Source organism: Cedecea sp. B1(4) (assembly GCF_059414925.1).
In genome coordinates, this window is record NZ_JCAHMZ010000008.1 from 226,849 (window position 1) to 246,341 (window position 19,493).

A 19,493-nucleotide genomic window follows, 5' to 3' on the forward strand; every position below is an offset into this window, starting at 1 on the left:
ACCACGGAGGACGACTCCGTGGTTACTTAGCAATCAAAAACTTAGTGGGCGGCGGAGGTGACCTGGCGCCCCGCTGCTTTGTCCCAGATAGCGGTGATCACCACTATCGCAACGGTCGGCAGCAGCCAGGCAAGTCCCTGATCCGCCAGCGGCAGTTTCGCCGCCCAGCCAGGCAGCATGTCGCTGATGGCCGATGCCTTAATGCCGTCAATAATACCAAACAGCAGGCTTATCAGCATCGCCGGGGCAATAACGCGGGTGGAATTGTTCCACCACGGACGGGTGAAGCTCAGCACCACCAGGGCAATACAAGGTGGATAGATTGCCGTCAGTACCGGGATCGAAATCTGAATCAGGTGGCTCAGGCCCAGGTTAGATACCACCATCGAGAACAGACCGAGGATAAACACCAGCGAGCGGTAAGAAAGCGGCAGATACTGGCTAAAGAACTCCGCGCAGGCACAGGTCAGGCCTACGGCGGTAACCAGACAAGCCAGGAAGATCAGCGCAGCCAGGAAGAAGCTACCGGCCCCGCCAAAGGTATGCGCCACATAAGCGTGCAGAATAGCCGCGCCGTTGGCTTTCTGATCGACCAGGTTCGCGCTATCGGAACCGAGGTGGAACAACGCCAGGTAGATAACCGTCAGGCCGATACCGGCAATCAGGCCAGCCCAAATCGTGTAGCGGGTCAGCAGGCGAGATTCGGTCACACCGCGAGAGCGCGCGGCATTCACGATAACAATACCGAACACCAGCGAAGCCAGCGTGTCCATCGTCAGGTAACCGTTCACGAAGCCGTTAGAAAACGCCGCGTTCTGGTAGGCTTCAGTCGCCGTGCTCAGGCCACCGGCTGGCCACAGCACCGCCCCGGCCGCCAGGATCAGCAGCGCGATGATTTTCACCGGCGCCAGCACGTGGCCCACGGTATCCAGCAGCTTACCCGGATAAAGAGAAATACCGATCACCAGCGCAAAGTACACCAGACTGTAAATAAACAACGGCATATCGCCCATGCCGGTCAGCGGAGCAATCCCCACTTCAAAGGAAACGGTGGTGGTACGCGGCGTGGCAAACAGCGGCCCTACGGCCAGGTAGCAGACGGTCGCCAGCAAAATACCGGCGCGGCGGCCAATAGGCGAGCTAAGGCTGTCAATACCGCCGCCGACGCGGGCAATCGCCACGATAGTCAGAACGGGTAAACCTACCGCCGTGACCAAGAAGCCAAGCGCCGCCGTCCAGACGTGCTCGCCAGCCTGTAAGCCAACCATAGGAGGGAAAATAATGTTGCCCGCGCCCACAAACAGCGCAAAGGTCATAAAGCCCAGAGCGATGATGTCACGAGATTTCAAATGATAGGTCATAAAATAAAGCAGCCTGTGGATGTGTGGTGTTGAAAATGCTCAAATTTTTAAACCGACGCTCAGTCCAAATAACGTTCGGTAAAAACGCGGTTATTACCGGTAACGACAGCGGAATATGCTTCTCCGGATCGGTGGCGAAGAATAGTTAGTCGAATTACCACGCAATTTCAGTCGGTCTGGTAATAACAGGGGGGCAATTAAAACGCTTATAGCGTTTGAAGACAAGAAGGGATCGGGAAACCAGAAATATATCCTTTAAAAATACGCATAAGCAGTGAATAAAGTTGATTATACGCTTTTGTTATGGCTTATCATTCGGACAAAAAAGCACCAATTCAATATTCATCACTTAACGAGTGATGAAAATACAAACAAAAAGGCCAGAAAACTGGCCTGTGGAAAGTGTACTTGACGGTTACGGTGAATTAATGTGCAGCCACCGCTGACTCAGGGGCGATTAAGCGCTCGGGCAGGATGAACGAAAACGTCGAGCCCTGCCCCGGTACGCTTTCGATATCCAGCCGCGCATCATGATGGCTAAGGGCATGCTTCACGATGGCCAGCCCAAGCCCGCTGCCTCCGGTCTGCCGGGAACGCGCTTTGTCTACTCGGTAGAAACGCTCCGTCAGGCGCGGAATGTGCTCGGCGGAGATCCCCGGCCCGGTATCCTTCACGCTGAACGCTACGCCGTGAGGCAACCTGCGCCAGGTGACGGTGATGTGCGTCCCGGCAGGCGTGTGATTCACCGCGTTATACACCAGGTTAGAGATCGCACTGCGCAGCTGCTCTTCGTTACCGTAAACATGCAGCCCTGGCTCAACGTTAAAAGTGAGCGTTTGCTTCTGCTGGCTCAACGTCTGCGCCTCTCGTTCCACCACGCGCAGCATTAGCGGCACGTCGATTTTCTCATTCATCGACAGCGTGGGCGCGGCTTCGATGCGCGACAGCGTTAACAATTGCCTCACCAGCCCTTCCATGCGCGAAGTTTGCTCGCGCATGGTATGCAGCGCTTTATCCCGCAGCGGCCCTTCCAGAGCCTGATCCTGCATCATCTCCAGATAACCCTGTAACACGGTCAGCGGCGTGCGCAGCTCATGGCTAACGTTGGCAAAGAAATTGCGGCGAGCGCCTTCAAGCTGGTGCATCTGCGTGACGTCTCGCGCCACCATCAGCCACTGCCCGTCGGCGTAGGGCATCACGCGGAACTCAAGATGACGGCCATTGTTCAGTACCAGCGTCAGCGGGCGGCCAAACTGCTGCTTCGCCACGTATTGCGAGAATTCAGGGTAACGCAGCAGGTTGAGGATATTTTGGCCGCTGTCGTCCGGCCAGCGCAGGCCAAGCAGCTGTTGCGCCAGGCCGTTACACCAAAAAATGGTGCCTTCTTCGGTGGTCAGCACCACCGCATCGGGCAGCGATTCGGCTCCGCTTCGGAAGCGTTTGATCAGGTTGCCTAACTCTTTGCGGCGCTTTTTATTACGCAGCTGCATCTGGTGCAGCCCGTACAGCAGAGGTTCCCAGCTTCCCCGCCCGGGCGGCGGGGTCATGCTGCGGTCAACCCACAGCCACCAGGAGAGACGAAGTAAATTCCAGAAATGCCAGCTTAGCAGGGCGGTCACTGCCGCCAGTAAAAACCACGGCAGGTGGCCAAAAATCAATCCGAGAATTGCCGCTGGCATACAACAGAGCACCAGCTCCAGTACCAGCCTTTTCCATGACAGCCGTTCCAGCACGCGTCACGCTCCTGTCAGCATATTAAAAACGGGTTGAAAAACGATAACCCGTGCCGCGAACTGTTTGCACCATTTTGTCATGACCACTTGTTTCCAACGCTTTACGCAGGCGACGAATATGCACGTCTACGGTACGGTCTTCAACGTAAACGTTCGTTCCCCAAACGTTATTGAGCAGCTGTTCACGGCTGTAAACGCGCTCCGGGTGGGTCATAAAGAAGTGTAACAGCTTAAATTCAGTTGGCCCCATGTCGAGGGGATCTTCGCCGGTCATCACGCGGTGTGAGGACGGGTCAAGACTCAGCCCCTGCATCTCAATCACTTCTTCCACCGCCATCGGGGAAATACGGCGCATCACCGCTTTAATACGCGCCACCAGCTCTTTAGGCGAGAACGGCTTAGTGATGTAATCATCGGCACCGACTTCAAGGCCACGCACGCGATCTTCTTCTTCGCCACGCGCGGTCAGCATCATCACCGGGATTTCGCGGGTCAGCGCTTCGCGCTTCAGGTGCTTGATGAACTGGATCCCGGAACCGCCTGGCAGCATCCAGTCCAGCAGGATCAGGTCGGGGAAAGGTTCAATCAGCAGGTTAACCGCGCTGTCATAATCTTCCGCCTCTACCGACTGGAAGCCATTTTGCTCGAGCACAAAGCTCACCATTTCACGAATCGGAGCTTCATCTTCTACGACTAAAATGCGTCTCGCCATGATTTACCCTGTTGAAAAGAGACCATCTCTTATTAATTGTGCGCCAGTATGCGTCAGATTTGTGACAGATTTATGAAAAAGATGACGGCCAGATATTTCACCTTTTTGAATTATGACAGCCATGGATTTTTACTGACGGTTACGCTGCCAGCTCAATAGCTTATAATCGGTAATTCGCCTCTTTGCCATGGGACAGGTTATGCGCATTCTCCACACATCAGACTGGCACCTCGGCCAAAACTTCTATACCAAAAGCCGGGCTTCTGAACATCAGGCCTTTCTCGACTGGTTGTTAAACGCCGCAGTCGAACATCAGGTGGATGCGATCCTCGTCGCGGGAGATATCTTTGATACCGGCTCGCCGCCGAGCTACGCCCGTGAAATGTATAATCGTTTTGTCGTGCAGCTGCAGGGCACCGGCTGCCAGCTGGTGGTGCTGGCGGGGAATCACGATTCCGTAGCTACCCTGAATGAATCCCGCGAGCTGCTGGCCTGCCTGAACACCCGCGTCATTGCCAGCGCCCGCCATAACAAAGACGAACAGGCGCTGCTGCTCAACCAAAAAGACGGCACGCCGGGGGCGATTCTCTGCCCAATTCCTTTCCTGCGTCCTCGCGACATTCAAAGCAGCCAGGCGGGGCTGTCCGGCCATGAAAAACAGCGATCTTTAATGGAAGCCATCAGCGAACATTATCAGCAATGTTATGCCGCCGCCGTGGCGCTTCGCGGTGACCAGCCACTGCCGATTATTGCGACCGGGCACCTGACCACGGTAGGCGTCACGAAATCCGATGCGGTGCGTGACATTTATATTGGCACGCTGGATGCCTTCCCGGCGCAGCACTTCCCGCCCGCCGACTACATTGCGCTCGGGCACATTCATCGCGCGCAAAAAATTGGCGGCACGGAGCATATTCGCTACAGCGGCTCGCCGATTCCGCTGAGTTTCGACGAAACCGGCAAAGCAAAAACCGTTTTTCTGGTGACATTCAGCGGCGGAGCGCTAACCAGCGTCGAGCCTCTGGAAGTCCCCATCAGCCAGCCGCTGGCCATCGTGAAAGGGTCACTGAGTGAAATCGAGCAGCAGCTAGAGCAGTGGCGAAACGCGCCTGCTGAACCCAAAGTCTGGCTGGATATCGAAATCGCCACCGACGAATATCTGCACGACATGCAGCGTCAGGTGCAGGCGCTGACCGACGATTTGCCGGTCGAAGTTGTCCTGCTTCGCCGCAGCCGCGAACAGCGCGAGCGGGTGATTGCCAGCCAGCATAAAGAGACGCTGAGCGAGTTAAGCGTTGAAGAAGTTTTTGAGCGGCGGCTGAGTCAGGAAGAAACCAGCGAGGAGCGCGCCGCCAGGCTAAGAACGCTGTTTGCCCAAACCCTTTCAGATTTGCACCAGCAGGAGGAACAGGTATGAAGATCCTCAGCCTGCGGTTAAAAAACATTAACTCCCTGAAAGGCGAGTGGAAAATTGATTTCACCCAGGAACCTTTCGCCAGCAACGGGCTGTTTGCCATCACCGGCCCCACGGGCGCCGGCAAAACCACCCTGCTGGATGCCATTTGCCTGGCGCTGTACCACAAGACACCGCGCCTCAGCACCGTGTCGCAGTCGCAAAATGACTTGATGACCCGCGACACAGCAGAATGCCTGGCCGAAGTCGAGTTTGAGGTAAAAGGTACGGGCTACCGCGCCTTCTGGAGCCAGAACCGCGCCCGCAACGCGGCAAACGGCAATCTTCAGGCGCCGCGCGTGGAGCTGGCTCAAATCAGCGACGGCAAAATCCTGGCGGATAAAATCAAAGACAAGCTGGAGATTATCGCCGCGCTCACCGGGCTCGACTACGACCGTTTCACCCGCTCAATGATGCTCTCCCAGGGGCAGTTCGCCGCCTTTTTAAACGCCGATGCCAACGACCGCGCCTCGCTGCTTGAAGAGCTCACCGGCACGGAGATTTACGGCACCGTTTCCGCCGCGGTGTTTGAAAATCATAAGCAAATCAAAAGCCGCCTTGAAAACCTGCTGGCTCAGGCTTCCGGCGTCGCGCTACTAACCGCTGAGCAGCAACAGCAGCTTACCGAGAGTTTGCAGGCGCTCACTCTGGAAGAGAAAAAGCTGTCCAGGGAGCTCCAACGGCAGCAGCAACACCAGCAGTGGCTCACTCAGCTAGCCCGACTTTCTGCCGACAAAGCCCAAAAGCAACAGGCGCTGGACACAGCCAGCCAGGCGGTCAAAGACGCAGAGCCCATGCTGGCGAAACTGACCCGAGCTCTGCCCGCCGAAAAACTTCGCCCTGACTGGCAGCGGCTGCAGGAAAAGCAGCAGTCGCTGAAGCAAAACAGCGAGGCGGCGGAGAAAGTGAATACCCGCTTACATCAGCTTTCCGTCCGCCGGCAGCAAACCCGAATGCTGGCCGCCGAACAGGCTCAGCGGCTGAAGAGAGAAGCTCAGCAGGTCGAAGACTGGCTCGCAGCGAATGACCGTTATCGACTTTGGTCTGCCGAACTGACGGGCTGGCGCATGGCATTCACGCAGCAGCAGCGCGACGAAAAACAGCTTACCGAGCTAAAGCAGGCGCTCGAGGCCAGTCGGCAAAAGCTGCAGGCGCTGCCGGAGCCAAAGCTTAGCCTTTCTCCTGATGAAGTGAGCGCTCATTTACAGCAGATGCTGGCAACCCGGCCTGCCCGCCAGCTGTTGGCTACTTTGCAGCCGCAGTTTGCCACGCTGGAGAAACGCAAAACCGAGCAACAGCGCGAGCTTGTCGAGCTGGATAAACAGATTGCCGAGCGAGACGTTGACCTGGGGAAAAAGCGCCAGCAGTACAAAGACAAACGCCAGCACGAAGCGGATCTGGAAAAAGTCGTCGAACAGGAAAAGCGCATCCAAAGCCTTGAAGCCGAGCGCGCACGCCTGCAGCCTGACTCGCCGTGTCCGCTTTGCGGCTCAACCCAACACCCGGCTGTAGAGGCGTATAAGGCTCTCGAACCTGGGGAGCACCAACAGCGCCTGGCCGCTCTTAAGCAAGAAGTGGCTAAACTCGCAGAGCTTGGCTTTGCCCTTAAAGGTCAGCTTGATACCCAGCGCCAGCAGCGCGAAAAACTGGCACAGGCCAGCACCGCCATCGAGGCAGAAAAAACTGTACTGTCAGCCCGCTGGCAGCAGCAGTGCGCGGAACTCGCTATCGCTTTAACACCTCAGGACGATCTCAGCGCGTGGCTTGAAGAGCAGGAACAGCGCGAGCAACAACTGCGCCAGCTCGGCGAGCGGCAGGCGCTGGAGGCGCAATATCAGCGCGATAACCAGCAGCATGAGAAACTGCACGGAGACTTTGTGGCGCAGCGCGCTTCACTACAAGCGGGGCTGGAGCAGGCCGGTCTCCAGCATCCTGAGCCTGGCGAAGAGCAAACCTGGCTTGAGGCTCGCCAAAGGGAATCTCAGCAATGGCAGCACCAGCAGGACAAACTGCCGCAGCTTCGCCAGCAGCTCTCCACTCTCGACATGTTGCTCTCAACCCTTGCGGACGATGGCTCCGCCCCGCAGCCGCTGGATGAACTCGAGCATGAGGCGGCGCTGAAAAACTGGCAAGCGCTGCATAACGATTGCAACCTGCTGGAAGGGCAGCGCCAGTCCCTGCAACAGCAACTGAAGCAAAGTGCAGAAGAAAGCACGGCGGCGCGGACGCAGTTCGGGAATGCACTTTTGGCCAGCCAGTTCAGCGACGAAGCCGATTTCCGCAGCGCTCTGCTGGAAGAGGTCGAGCGCCTTGAGCTGGAACAGCGTAAACAGCTTCTGGAACGCCAGCATCAGCAGCAGGTCACTCTGCTGGAACAGGCTGAAAGTGCGTTGACTCAACACTTATCGGCGCGGCCAGAAAATCTGCATGAAGAAACAGCTCCTGGCGCACTGGAGACGCAAATCTCGGCGCTTGCCCTCCAACTGCGTGAGAATGCTTCACAACAGGGCCAAATTACCCAGCAGCTGCGGCACGACGAGGAAAACCGGGTTCGCCAGCAAACGTTGATGCAGGAAATAAAAGCCTGTGAAGCTCAGGCGGAAGACTGGGGCTACCTCAACGCACTTATCGGCTCCAAAGAAGGGGATAAATTCCGCAAATTTGCGCAAGGTCTGACGCTGGATAACCTCGTCTGGCTGGCAAACAATCAGCTCAATCGCCTGCACGGGCGCTACTTGCTGCAGCGTAAAGACAGCGAGGCGCTTGAGTTACAGGTGGTCGATACCTGGCAGGCCGATGCGGTACGTGACACCCGCACGCTTTCCGGCGGCGAAAGCTTCCTGGTGAGCCTGGCGCTGGCGCTGGCGTTATCCGACCTTGTCAGCCATAAAACCCGTATTGATTCCCTGTTCCTGGATGAAGGTTTTGGCACCCTGGACGCGCAGACGCTGGATACCGCACTCGACGCGCTGGATACGCTGAACGCCAGCGGCAAAACCATCGGCGTGATCAGCCACGTTGAGGCGATGAAGGAGCGGATCCCGGTGCAGATTAAGGTGAAGAAGATTAACGGGTTAGGTGTCAGCCGGCTGGATAAGGCTTTCGCGGTGGAGTGATCCTTGCCAGGCTCTCACCAGAGGGAACGCTCTTTAAGTCACAAGTACGCTTATGAAGGAACGGTTAAGGTTCCGTTCACTTCCAGTTCGGTTTCATATGTCACCACCGCATCGGTGAACGTCTCAGGGGAATCACCGTCATTCCCCTGAGAACCCGGACTCCCGGCCAAATAAATCGACCGCTGAAGCGGCAGACCTCCGTTTTATCTCCCAGTCCTGGGCCGGCTGAGATGCGTTCCCGACGCTCTCAGCCTCCGGCCGTTCCCGACGTCCGGACCCTGGCCAGTCGGAGAGAAAACGAAGGCGATTTAAGCCGGAACCGCGTTTCGCTTTAAACCCGGTACTAACTTCAACTACGCTGTCGCTTCTGGTTTTTCCCTTCCCCCCTACTCCTCTCCCAGAGGCATAGGGAAAAAACCACGTTTCCGGCATCTGTTTTCCGCCTCTCCCCTTTGGGGAGAGGGCTGGGGTGAGGGGCGATTTACTTCTCTATCGGCCACAGCCACGCCGCACCGCGAACGCCGCTGGAATCCCCGTGCACCGCTTTGCGAACGGGCGTTTCACACTCGCCGCCAAACACCCACGGTTTGATCAGCTGCGGCACCGTCCGGTATAAACGCTCCACGTTGCTCATCCCTCCGCCCAGCACGATCACATCCGGATCCAGAATATTGACGATATGCGCCAACGCCTTCGCCAGACGCGTCTCATAGCGACTGATCGCCAGCTCCGCCAGCGGATCCTGCTGCTCTGCCAGGCTGATAATCTCATGGCCTTTCAGCGTTTTTCCGCTCAGGCGCTGGTAGTCCGTGCCGAATCCGGTGCCGGAAATAAAGGTCTCAATACAGCCCTGTTTGCCGCAGTAGCACGGTACTTCTTCCCGGAAACGCAGTTCGTCTTCATCCATCCACGGCAGTGGGTTATGCCCCCACTCGCCCGCGGTGCCGTTGCCGCCGATCAGACTTCGGCCATTGATCGCCACGCCCGCGCCGCAGCCGGTGCCGATGATCACCGCGAAGACGATCGGCGCCCCTGCGGCAGCGCCGTCAATCGCTTCCGACACCGCCAGGCAGTTAGCATCGTTCGCCAGCCTGACTTCGCGCTTGAGCGCCACGCTAAGATCCTTGTCAAACGGCTGCCCGTTCAGCCAGGTTGAGTTCGCATTTTTCACCACCCGGGTATAAGGGGAGATCGATCCCGGGATCCCAAGCCCTACCGTACCGGTCTCGCCCGTGGCTTCTTCCGCCAGCCGCACTAGCTCAACAATGTTTTTGATGGTGGCCTGGTAGTCGTTTTTTGGCGTGGGCAAACGGTGGCGATAAAGTTGTTTACCGTCGTCTGCCAGCGCGATCACTTCTGTTTTAGTCCCACCGAGATCGATACCTATGCGCACAAGAACTTCCTCATTTGGTGATAATTATCAACTACCTAAAATGCAGACCAAGCAAAGACAATGAAACGAGGCCGTCAATTCGTTATCATGCCCGCTGCGTTTAACTGACAACCTGGGACAGAATCATGCTGTGGTTTAAAAATTTAATGGTTTACCGTTTAAGCCGTGACATCACGCTGACGGCGGATGCAATGGAAAAACAGTTAGCCGCCTTCACCTTCACCCCTTGCGGCAGCCAGGACATGGCCAAAACCGGCTGGGTGTCGCCGATGGGCTCGCACAGCGATGCATTAACCCATGTTGCCAACGGCCAGATTGTGATTTGCGCCCGTAAAGAAGAAAAAATTCTGCCCGCTCCGGTCATCAAACAGGCTCTTGAAGCCAAAATCAATAAGCTCGAAGCGGAACAGGCCCGCAAGCTGAAGAAGACCGAGAAAGATTCCCTGAAAGACGAAGTGCTGCACTCCCTGCTGCCGCGCGCTTTCAGCCGCTTTAGCCAAACTATGATGTGGATAGACACCGTCAATGGCCTGATCATGGTTGACTGCGCCAGCGCCAAAAAAGCGGAAGATACGCTGGCCCTGCTGCGTAAAAGCCTGGGTTCTCTGCCGGTGGTCCCGCTGGCGCTGGAAAACCCTATCGAACTGACGCTGACCGAGTGGGTACGTTCAGGGGATGTTCCGGCAGGCTTTGCGCTGATGGACGAAGCTGAACTCAAGGCGATCCTTGAAGGCGGCGGCGTGATCCGCTGCAAGCAGCAAGAGCTGGTGTGCGATGAAATCGCCGCGCACATTGAAACCGGCAAAGTGGTCACCAAGCTGGCGCTGGACTGGCAGGAGCGCATTCAGTTCGTGCTGGCGGACGATGGCTCAGTCAAACGCCTGAAGTTTGCCGATATCCTGCGCGAACAGAACGACGATATCGACCGGGAAGATTTTGGCGGGCGTTTCGACGCCGATTTTATTCTGATGACCGGCGAGCTGTCGGCGCTGATTACCAACCTGGTGGAAGCTCTCGGCGGAGAAGCACAGCGTTAATTGCCGTGGCTGATGCATAAAAAAAGCCCCTCGCGGTGAAACGAGGGGCCTGAAAGTCAGTTATTTATCGGCCAGGTAGCGGCAGAGGTAGGACGTTGGCTCAGCAACCTGCAGATGAAACTCGCTGTGGCCCGGAACGTTAAAGACTTCGCCCGCAGCATAGGTTTTCCACTCTGTTTCCCCTGGCAGCAAAACGTGCAAAGCGCCGCTCACTACGGTCATCTCTTCCGGCTGGGCGGTCCCGAAGATGTATTCCCCCTCCGCCATCACCCCAACGCTCGCACGGCCAGTGCTGCTGCTGGTAAAACCGATGGATTTTACTTTCCCGGAGAAGTACTCGTTACTCTGAAGCATGGACAGGCCCTTTATCGACATTAGTGAAAAAACCACTATAGAGGCGAACTCTCCGGCCTGTCACGCAAATTGTTAATTCCGTTCAGATAAGCAATTCTGCGGCTAATCTGGCCACCAGTACGTTGGATAGCAGCACCGGCACATCCAGCTGCTTTTGCAGTAAATCCCGGTGTTTTTGATGGTAGCCAAGGCAGTCAAGGACCAGAACATCCGCCCCTTCATCGATCAGTTTTTTTCCGGCCTCCAGCAGCTCGGCTTCGCTACCGTGGATCGGGTTCGCAAGCGAGTAAAGCGGCGGATGGGTCAGCTTGCGCCACTTCAGCTCCTGAAACTTAATCATTTCTGCAACCGGCAGAATGATCCCGACCTGATGACCATCCACAATCGACGCCACCAGCGGAGGTATGATGCGCTCAGGCTCCAGCAGGATGGCATTGCGGGCGCTTAACCCCGTCAGCGGCATCGTGCTCATCAGCAGGATAACTTCGTAGCCCTGATTATCCAGCTGTTCGATGATGCCCTGCATCGCAATGGAGATTTTGTCACGCCCGACTGACGTAATGGTGTTATCCGCCAATAGCGTGAGCAGCGTTTCTTCGCCGGGGGACGGGGAAAACTGACGGCGAACCTCATCGGGGGAGAGATTGCCCAACAGGCTGACCTGGGAGATTTGTTGTTCAGAGATATGTTCAGTTAAAAAAGGTAAAACCTCACTGACTGACACTTTGCCGACGGTGAGAATGGCTACAGTTGGTTTCATGCTTCGCTCCGCTATTACTCAGTTACCGCCCTCTTCGCTGCACTGCTCCACGTCCGCTATGAAATAACTCCGCCGGGTCGATCACTTTTTGATCGCCACAATCCGCAGCATACAACCAGAGCGACATCGAAATCCTTAACGAAACATCAACTACTGAGCAACATCTCTAAGGAATATATTTTAGCTAAATGAATGAGATAAAAGTTTCTCTTATGAAGAAGGTCGCACGCGCGGCGTACGCCTGATCTTGCCGGTCAGGATCTCGAAGGAAGGCGGCTGAATGGCCATCGCTCGTCCTTAATTTCTTATGGATGAGCGTTAAGTATAGGCTAACTGGCGCGGGCCATTTGTAACGCGCTGAGGATTGCTTCCACTACCGCATCAGGAGAGCGAGTGGCGTCCACAATGTGGCGGGCAACCTGCCGGTAGAGCCCTTCGCGAGCGGCGAGCACGTCAACGATTTCATCGGTAACGCCTTTCCCTGTGAGCGTTGGGCGCTGCCCTTCTTCCGGAGAGGCGGTCAGGCGTGAAGCCAGGACCTGCGCCGGGGCATGTAACCAAACGGGGATACCGTTTTCCTGCATAAACTGCCGATTGCCCTCTGCCAGCACCATGCCGCCACCGGTTGCCACCACGGTCGCCGGGGCCGTCACGCGCTGCAGCGCATCGGATTCACGAGCCCGAAACCCTTCCCAGCCCTCTTCGGCCACAATCTCCGCCACGCTCTTGCCGGTGTGGTTCAGCAGAAAACTATCGGTATCGACAAAGGCGTAACCCAGCGTTCTCGCCAATGCCTGACCGACGGTCGTCTTACCACAGCCGCGAGCGCCGACTAAGAATAGGGGTTGAGTCATCAAAGATAATCCTCGGAAATGCGGGCCTGAGGCCACAAGGGGTAAAAGCAGGAGAACAGAATGCGATAATACCACTAAACTAGTACGCGACAAGTGTAAACTTATGATTACAAAAATGAAGCCTATCGCTTAAAACCCAGCTATAACGGCATTAACTGATACGTAACAAGTGTAAACTAAATCCACCACCTGCTAACTGCGCCACAATACTTTAAACGCCAGGCCAATGACAACCCTTAATCTGAGATTCGGTAACACATTTATGGTTAGCTTTACGATTAAGGCGTTTCACCTACGCTGAATGTGATCCAGACTCGTTTTAAGATTTCATCATGACAGAGGTATGAACCATGCAAGCTGAAGAGCAGCGTCTTATTGACGGGCTTTTTGACCGTCTGAAACAGGCCGAAAGCCAAAGTGCCACCCGCGATGCGGCCGCCGAACAGCGGATTGCGCAACACCTCAGCCAGCAGCCGGGTGCCGCTTACTACATGACGCAGACGATCCTTATCCAGGAAGCGGCCATGAAGCAGCTGAATGGCAAAATTCAGGCCCTGGAAGCGCAGGTGAGCGAGCTGGAGCAGAAATCTCGCCAGCAGCAAAGCAGCGGTGGTTTCCTTGCCGGGTTGTTCGGTGGCGGCAGCAGCAACAGTAATAATACTGCTCGTGGCTCCGATCCGATTCCGGGTAGCCAGAACTATGGCACCTCTTCTGCACCAGGCTACGGCGCGCCACAACAGGGCGGGTACGGTGCCCCTGCCGGGTATGGTGCACCACAGCAACAGGCTGCCCCAGCCAGCGCCCCACGTGCCGGAGGCGGGTTCTTATCTGGCGCGCTGCAAACCGCAGCGGGCGTAGCCGGTGGTGTCGTGGTGGCAGAAATGCTGACCAGCATGTTCCACCGCAGCCAGCCGGAAGAGATCGTCAATATTATCAATGAACCGGCGCCGACCTTCGACAACAGCTCATTCGACTCGGTCAACGACTACAGCCAGGTCGACGACCGTCAGTTCCTGAACCAGGGCGGCTGGCAGTCGCAGGACAATACCGATTACGGTAACGATGATTTTGGCGGCGACGATTACGGCGACGACGACGACAGCTTTATCTAAGACTTTTGCGCCCGCGCGACCTTCAGCAGCCACTTTTCCAGCTCATTGGCAAACTGCTGGCGGTCGCGCTGGCTCAGGCTGTCCGGCCCGCCGGTTTGCACGCCGCTGGCGCGCAGAGTATCCATAAAGTCACGCATCGTCAGGCGTTCACGAATGGTTGCAGGGGTATAAAGCTCGCCCCGGGGATTCAGCGCCACCGCCCCTTTCTCCAGCACATCTGCCGCCAGCGGAATATCGGCGGTGATAACCAAATCGTCTTTCTCGCAGCGACGCACTATTTCGTTATCCGCCACGTCAAATCCAGAGGCAACCTGCAGGCTGCGAATAAACCGCGACGGCGGCGTTTTCATCCCCTGATTAGCCACCAGCGTGACCATAACCTGAGCGCGATCTGCCGCGCGAAACAGCACCTCTTTGATGACTTTTGGACACGCATCGGCATCCACCCAAATTTGCATTATGGCTCCTGACTTTCGGTGGGAATGGGGCGATTTTGCCGTGCTTTTGCCGAATGACAAAATTTATCTGTTTCCACCCCCACCCGCTCGCGGTTGAGTGCAAACATAGCCTAAGCGGTAAAAAGCGCGTTAAGAGATTGCTGACAAAGAGGGAAAAAGCGTGGTTTTTCCCTCTTTGTGGTTATCAGCCGAAAATCAATGAATTGATTTTCCAGTTTATTTTTATGGCGACACATTGCAGAATTTTATCCCCATTAGATTTGTCAGAAGTCTGGTTAAGCTATTACCATCAAATAACAAAACACATCACCATGGAGTCATGCTATGGACAAGAAAATAGGGTTTATTGGCTGCGGTAACATGGGCAAAGCCATCCTCGGCGGCCTGATTTCCAGCGGCCTTGTGCCCGCCGGCAATATCTGGATCTATACCCCGTCGCCGGACAAAGTTCAGGCCCTGTGCGAAGAATACGGCATTAACCCGGCGCAGAGCGCGCAGGAAGTTGCGCAGATAGCCGACATCGTCTTTGGTGCCGTGAAGCCAAACATCATGCTTAAGGTGCTGAGCGAAGTTAACTCCGACCTGAACAAAGACACCGTGATTATCTCCATTGCCGCGGGTATCACTCTGGAAACCCTGGCCAAAGTGCTGGGCCATGACCGGAAAATTATCCGGGCAATGCCGAATACCCCTGCGCTGGTGAACGCGGGCATGACGTCGGTCACGCCAAACGCGCTAGTCACGCCGGAAGACATTGCCGATGCGGTGAGCATTTTCCGCAGTTTTGGCCAGGCCGAAGTAGTAAGCGAAGCGATGATCCACCCGGTCGTGGGCGTCAGCGGCTCTGCCCCGGCTTACGTATTTATGTTTATCGAAGCCATGGCTGATGCCGCCGTGCTGGGCGGTATGCCGCGCAAACAGGCCTATCAGTTTGCCGCTCAGGCGGTGATGGGCTCGGCGAAGATGGTGCTGGAAACCGGTACCCATCCGGGTGAGCTGAAAGACATGGTTTGTTCCCCTGGCGGCACCACCATTGAAGCGGTCAAAGTGCTGGAAGAGAAAGGTTTCCGCGCCGCCGTGATGGAAGCGATGGTGAAGTGTATGGCGAAGTCAGAGCTGCTCGGGAAGTCCTGATTTTGATCTAGCCCCTCACCCTAACCCTCTCCCCACGGGGAGAGGGGATTAGATCGAGCACAAATCCCCTCATTAAAACCCAAAATAAAAGCCCTCTGCCGAAGGGAGAGGGCCGGGGTGAGGATCATTCAAAACAACTTACTTTTTCTTCAGGCAATTACTCATAAAGGTTTTTCTGGCATCGCCCTTCAGCGATTGCTTCGCCGCGTCCGCATTACAGTCCTTCATTTTTTGTTGCTGAGGCGTCAGGGTTTTCCCCGCCGCGGCAGGCGCTTCCCCTTTGAGACAGCTGCTCATGTAGCTCTTACGCTGGTCCCCTTTCAGAGACTGAGAAGCAGCCTGCTGATTACAGGTCGTCATACGCTGCTGCTGCGGCGTCATCGTTTTATCCGCCGCCGTTGCTGACCCAACCAGCCCTACCAGTAACACCGCTAATAATGAAAATTTCATACCTTATTCCTTTTTTATTGTGACGTTTAAAGTCTGGCCTAAGGCAAAAAAAATGCGACGTTTCCGCCGCATTTTTTTCTTACCTGTTACGCAAGCTCACCTTTACTCCAGCGCCATCGCTGATTTCATGGTGTAGAACAGATCGGTCTGATCGGTCAGCCCCACCACATTGGCTGCATGTGGGCCATAGGCCGCCACGCGTAGCTGGGTGCCGGTGTGCTCCTGAGATTCACCCTCGGAGTTGCCGTAGCTGATGACCATCACCGCGCCATCTTTGGTGTTCAGCGCTTGAGTCAGGCCAGGCGCTTTGGTGTCCGGCGCCACAATCTGGCTGGAATGGGCGTGGTCTGCGGTGACGACAACCAGTGTATTGCCGTCTTTACGGGCAAACTCCAGCGCTTTTTGCACGGCTTCATCGAGATCGACCGTCTCGCCAATCTGCCCGCATGGGTTAGCGGCGTGATCCTGTTTATCAATAGAAGCGCCTTCGACCTGAAGGAAGAAGCCTTTCTCGTTTCCTTTCAGCAGGTCGATAGCTTTTTCGGTCATCTGCGCCAGGGTCGGCACGCTGCTGTCGCGCTTCGGATTAGGCGTACAGGTCACGGCTGGTTGATCGATATTCCCGTGGTAAGTGGCCTTCGGCCCTTCCCAACGCACAGGCATATTGCCGTCGGCGAACATACCGATCAGCGGTTTTTGCTGGTTAGCTTCAGTTACCGCCGCAAGGCCGGCAGCGTTATCTACCCACTGATAGCCACGGGCATCGGCCTGCTCGCGCAGCGTTTTCCCGTTCCATTCACCGGCTTTTGCCGTTTCACTAAAGGTTTTTGCCCCTCCACCAAGCGTCACGTCGGCGCGGGTATTCAGCAGTTGCTCGGTAATGGAGCCTTTGCCCCCGTTTTCCAGCGCGTTAGTGGCACATTTTTCGCTGGTCGCGCTTGGGCCATAGCATTTACGCCCCGTCACGTGGGAAACCAGCGCCGCTGGCGTGGCATCCTGAATTTCCGCCGTGGATACGTTGCCCGTCGCCTTACCGGCCGCCTTCGCCAGTTCAAGGATGGTGACATGATCTTTCCCGTCAACGTCCACGCCCAGCGCACCGTTATAGGTTTTCACGCCGGTACTCCACGCCGTGGCGGAAGCAGCAGAATCGGTGACGTAATCCGGCTTTTTCGTTTTCTTGTCTAAAGAATAATGGGTGTATTGCCCGGTCAGCGGTAAGGCATCAATTCCTTTAAAGAAACCACCAGCCCCTTCGGCATAGTTTCTGGCAGCGGTAATTTCCGAATCGCCCATACCGTCGCCAATCAGCAGAATAATGTTCTTCGCTGTTTTATTGTTGAGCGAGGCACGAATCGCTTCAGTTTGATCGCCTGTAATACGGCGAGCACCACCCGGTTGAGTTAAATCTCCCTGAGCGGCGCGATTTTCCAGAGGGGAAGAGGATGTTTCTTGTGATTTTGATGGGGCGCTGACAAGCAGCAAAGGCAGCAGGCTGGCGATAATTACGCTCTGTTTCACTTTATTTTCTCCATGTAGTAACTACTGAATATAAATAAAAACAGAGCGAGTATAAAAATGACTTATGACACTAATATGACAGTGAAATTTGATTCAACTACGGGGATGGATAAGGAGCTTTTTTAAATATTGTCGGAGTAATTCGGTATCCTGGACCGGCACTGCCGTCTTTGGGGAGGCATCATCTAACGCCCCTTCAATGCTGGCAACCAGTGCCGAACGTTCTCCCTGTTCAAGGCGTCTCAATAAGGCTGTGACAACTATTTCCAGCGCTTCAACCTGAGCAACCAGCTCTTTCGATTCTTCTTCCTTTTCGGCGAGCTTAACCAATAACTCAGCAATAAGATTTTTCATTTTTTCAGTCCCTGCGGGTTTAAGGCATGACGTTAACACTCAGATCCACCTGAGAGCAATATCTCAGGTTAAATATGTGCGTCACAGCAAATAGCAGCAATATTAAAATGATTCCGTCTGATAATAATCCCGACAACGAATTTTTTGCACCACAAAAAAAGAATAATGGAATATTATCCTCTAAATCTGTGGCGGCGACTAAATGAATAATAAGTCGAAATCAATCTTCATATTTTGCTCAATAATATCCCCCACAGAGAAACTGACTGGCGGCTAAGCGCTTTTACTGGCCAGCGCCTGACGGGCATTCTTGCGCTTAAAAGCCACCGCCAGCTGCCAGACATTGAGCAGCACAACCACGGCGGTTGCCGCAAAAACGTAACGAAAACCGGCCATTGCAGAAACCCCCGCCCCCATTAAAGGCCCGGCGACATTCCCCAAATACATAAACGACTGGTTATAACCGAAGATACGCCCGGTGACCTGGTCGCTGCAGTATTTGAGCAACAGCGTTTGCACCGCCGGTAACATTGCCCCGTCGGCAAAGCCCAGCAAAAAGCGCAAGATGCCAAGCTGCATCGGCGAGGTGACAAAGGACATGGCAAGGAATAACACCACGGCGCAGCACAGCGTCGCCATCAAAATACGTTCAGTGCCAATCCGGTCGCCCAGTTTGCCCAATTTAGGTGCGGCAAAGAGCGCGGATATGCCCGGCAAGGCGGCGATAAATCCGCTCATAAACGCAATATTGTTGCTGTCCGGCGCCAGCTGTTTGATAAACAGCGCCAGAATCGGGCCAATTGAGCCGTTACAGAGCTGGATCACCAGCGTGGTGATAAACAGACTGAGGATCAGCCAGGGATAAGGCAGCGTGGCGAAAACTTCTTTCCCGCTCAGGCGCTCATCTTTACTGATTTTCGGGCGAGCGCCCTCTTTAATCAGCAGCAGCGTCACCAGGAAACTGACCATCAGCAGCCCCGCAGTGGCAAAGAATACCGGCCTTAGCCCAAGATGATCCGCCATAAAACCGCCGAGCAGCGGGCCCACAATCACGCCGCTGATTTGCCCGGTTGAGAGCGTACTGATAGCCCAGCCGCTGCGCTCGCGTGGCACCTGAGAGGCAATCAGCGCCATTGCATTAGGAATATAACCTGACGTTAACCCCATTACCGCGCGCAACAGGAACAGCTGCCAGACGTTGGTGGCAAAGGCCTGGAGAAGAATCGCCACCGCCATACCAAACGAGGCGCGAAGCAACATTAGCTTACGCCCTTTGCGATCGGCCAGGCTGCCCCACATCGGCGAAACGATAGCCGAAACCAAAAACGTGACGCTGAACGTCAGGCCGGACCAAAGGGAAAGGGCTTCGTGGGAAGTGACGCCAAGCTGCTCAACGTAGAGCGGAAGAAAAGGCAAAATTTGGCTGATCGCAAGGCCGGTAAAAAAACAGCCGAACCAGACCGAAATGAGATTGACCTTCCAGGACTCCATAGCGCGCTTTTTCAAAGGGGATGCAACCAGAATAGAACGATTTCTGGAAAGCTTATCACACTAATGAATATTGCCGTCAGCGCCACGCCGCTGTCATTACGATCCAGACATGATTGCTTACTAAAGCACATATCCTGCCCGACCGGACAGGTTGTTGCAGGAACCACATGAATCCCCGGAATGAGCGTGCTATGTTGTCC

General features: G+C 55.4%; 17 protein-coding genes. 5 read left to right on the forward strand and 12 right to left on the reverse strand.

Features of this window, described 5'->3' with window-relative positions; genetic code table 11:
- Positions 1-41: 41 nt before the first annotated feature.
- The 3 genes from brnQ to phoB all read right to left on the reverse strand — a co-directional run bounded on the left by brnQ (position 42) and on the right by phoB (position 3,806).
- On the reverse strand, positions 42-1,361 hold the full coding sequence (brnQ, locus tag ACR6JA_RS18200) for a branched-chain amino acid transporter carrier protein BrnQ (RefSeq protein ID WP_494494029.1): 1,320 nt from the start codon (positions 1,359-1,361) through the stop codon (positions 42-44).
- 425 nt (positions 1,362-1,786) lie between these two features.
- Positions 1,787-3,094 carry a phosphate regulon sensor histidine kinase PhoR gene (gene phoR / locus ACR6JA_RS18205; protein ID WP_494494028.1) on the reverse strand — a complete coding sequence of 436 codons (1,308 nt, stop codon included), beginning with the start codon at positions 3,092-3,094 and terminating at the stop codon, positions 1,787-1,789.
- Between the two features lie 22 nt (positions 3,095-3,116).
- On the reverse strand, positions 3,117-3,806 hold the full coding sequence (phoB, locus tag ACR6JA_RS18210; RefSeq protein WP_008454506.1) for a phosphate response regulator transcription factor PhoB: 690 nt from the start codon (positions 3,804-3,806) through the stop codon (positions 3,117-3,119).
- Positions 3,807-4,005: 199 nt separating this feature from the next.
- Here phoB and sbcD point away from each other — a divergent pair, with 199 nt between their 5' ends.
- Positions 4,006-5,223 (forward strand): exonuclease subunit SbcD, encoded by a 1,218-nt coding sequence (gene sbcD / locus ACR6JA_RS18215; protein ID WP_494494027.1) that lies wholly within the window; start codon positions 4,006-4,008, stop codon positions 5,221-5,223.
- The gene (gene sbcC, locus ACR6JA_RS18220; protein WP_494494026.1) at positions 5,220-8,375 is read left to right on the forward strand and encodes an exonuclease subunit SbcC; all 3,156 of its coding nucleotides are present in this window, start codon (positions 5,220-5,222) and stop codon (positions 8,373-8,375) included. The genes sbcD and sbcC overlap by 4 nt, the downstream gene beginning before the upstream one ends.
- A gap of 481 nt (positions 8,376-8,856) precedes the next feature.
- Here sbcC and mak read toward each other — a convergent pair whose 3' ends face one another.
- The gene (gene mak, locus ACR6JA_RS18225) at positions 8,857-9,768 is read right to left on the reverse strand and encodes a fructokinase (protein ID WP_494494025.1); all 912 of its coding nucleotides are present in this window, start codon (positions 9,766-9,768) and stop codon (positions 8,857-8,859) included.
- Positions 9,769-9,893: 125 nt separating this feature from the next.
- Here mak and rdgC point away from each other — a divergent pair, with 125 nt between their 5' ends.
- Positions 9,894-10,805 carry a recombination-associated protein RdgC gene (rdgC, locus tag ACR6JA_RS18230; protein ID WP_008454497.1) on the forward strand — a complete coding sequence of 304 codons (912 nt, stop codon included), beginning with the start codon at positions 9,894-9,896 and terminating at the stop codon, positions 10,803-10,805.
- Positions 10,806-10,865: 60 nt separating this feature from the next.
- Here the strand turns inward: rdgC and ppnP are convergent, their stop codons facing one another.
- The 3 genes from ppnP to aroL form a co-directional block, all read right to left on the reverse strand.
- Positions 10,866-11,159: a pyrimidine/purine nucleoside phosphorylase gene (ppnP, locus tag ACR6JA_RS18235; RefSeq protein ID WP_494494024.1), complete on the reverse strand. Its 294-nt coding sequence runs from the start codon at positions 11,157-11,159 to the stop codon at positions 10,866-10,868.
- A gap of 82 nt (positions 11,160-11,241) precedes the next feature.
- Positions 11,242-11,919: an AroM family protein gene (locus tag ACR6JA_RS18240; RefSeq protein ID WP_494494023.1), complete on the reverse strand. Its 678-nt coding sequence runs from the start codon at positions 11,917-11,919 to the stop codon at positions 11,242-11,244.
- Positions 11,920-12,248: 329 nt separating this feature from the next.
- Positions 12,249-12,773, reverse strand: a complete 525-nt coding sequence (gene aroL, locus ACR6JA_RS18245) for a shikimate kinase AroL (RefSeq protein WP_008454483.1) — start codon at positions 12,771-12,773, stop codon at positions 12,249-12,251.
- A gap of 350 nt (positions 12,774-13,123) precedes the next feature.
- On the opposite strand from aroL, the gene ACR6JA_RS18250 reads away from it, so the two are divergent.
- A complete protein-coding gene (locus tag ACR6JA_RS18250) occupies positions 13,124-13,885 on the forward strand; it encodes a DUF2076 domain-containing protein (RefSeq protein ID WP_166876178.1) in 762 nt (253 codons plus the stop codon).
- Here the strand turns inward: ACR6JA_RS18250 and ACR6JA_RS18255 are convergent.
- Positions 13,882-14,343 carry a YaiI/YqxD family protein gene (locus ACR6JA_RS18255; RefSeq protein WP_008454481.1) on the reverse strand — a complete coding sequence of 154 codons (462 nt, stop codon included), beginning with the start codon at positions 14,341-14,343 and terminating at the stop codon, positions 13,882-13,884. The two genes, ACR6JA_RS18250 and ACR6JA_RS18255, sit on opposite strands and share 4 nt — an antisense overlap.
- A gap of 324 nt (positions 14,344-14,667) precedes the next feature.
- Between ACR6JA_RS18255 and proC the strand changes: the two genes are divergently transcribed.
- Positions 14,668-15,477, forward strand: a complete 810-nt coding sequence (gene proC / locus ACR6JA_RS18260; protein ID WP_008454480.1) for a pyrroline-5-carboxylate reductase — start codon at positions 14,668-14,670, stop codon at positions 15,475-15,477.
- Positions 15,478-15,615: 138 nt separating this feature from the next.
- Here proC and ACR6JA_RS18265 read toward each other — a convergent pair whose 3' ends face one another.
- The 4 genes from ACR6JA_RS18265 to ACR6JA_RS18280 all read right to left on the reverse strand — a co-directional run bounded on the left by ACR6JA_RS18265 (position 15,616) and on the right by ACR6JA_RS18280 (position 19,293).
- Positions 15,616-15,927: a PsiF family protein gene (locus ACR6JA_RS18265; protein WP_008454479.1), complete on the reverse strand. Its 312-nt coding sequence runs from the start codon at positions 15,925-15,927 to the stop codon at positions 15,616-15,618.
- A gap of 102 nt (positions 15,928-16,029) precedes the next feature.
- Complete coding sequence (phoA, locus tag ACR6JA_RS18270) at positions 16,030-17,448, reverse strand: alkaline phosphatase (RefSeq protein WP_494494022.1); 1,419 nt, start codon at positions 17,446-17,448, stop codon at positions 16,030-16,032.
- A gap of 93 nt (positions 17,449-17,541) precedes the next feature.
- Positions 17,542-17,802: an anti-adapter protein IraP gene (iraP, locus tag ACR6JA_RS18275; RefSeq protein ID WP_038475168.1), complete on the reverse strand. Its 261-nt coding sequence runs from the start codon at positions 17,800-17,802 to the stop codon at positions 17,542-17,544.
- Between the two features lie 273 nt (positions 17,803-18,075).
- On the reverse strand, positions 18,076-19,293 hold the full coding sequence (locus tag ACR6JA_RS18280; protein ID WP_494494100.1) for a multidrug efflux MFS transporter: 1,218 nt from the start codon (positions 19,291-19,293) through the stop codon (positions 18,076-18,078).
- Between the last annotated feature and the right edge of the window lie 200 nt (positions 19,294-19,493).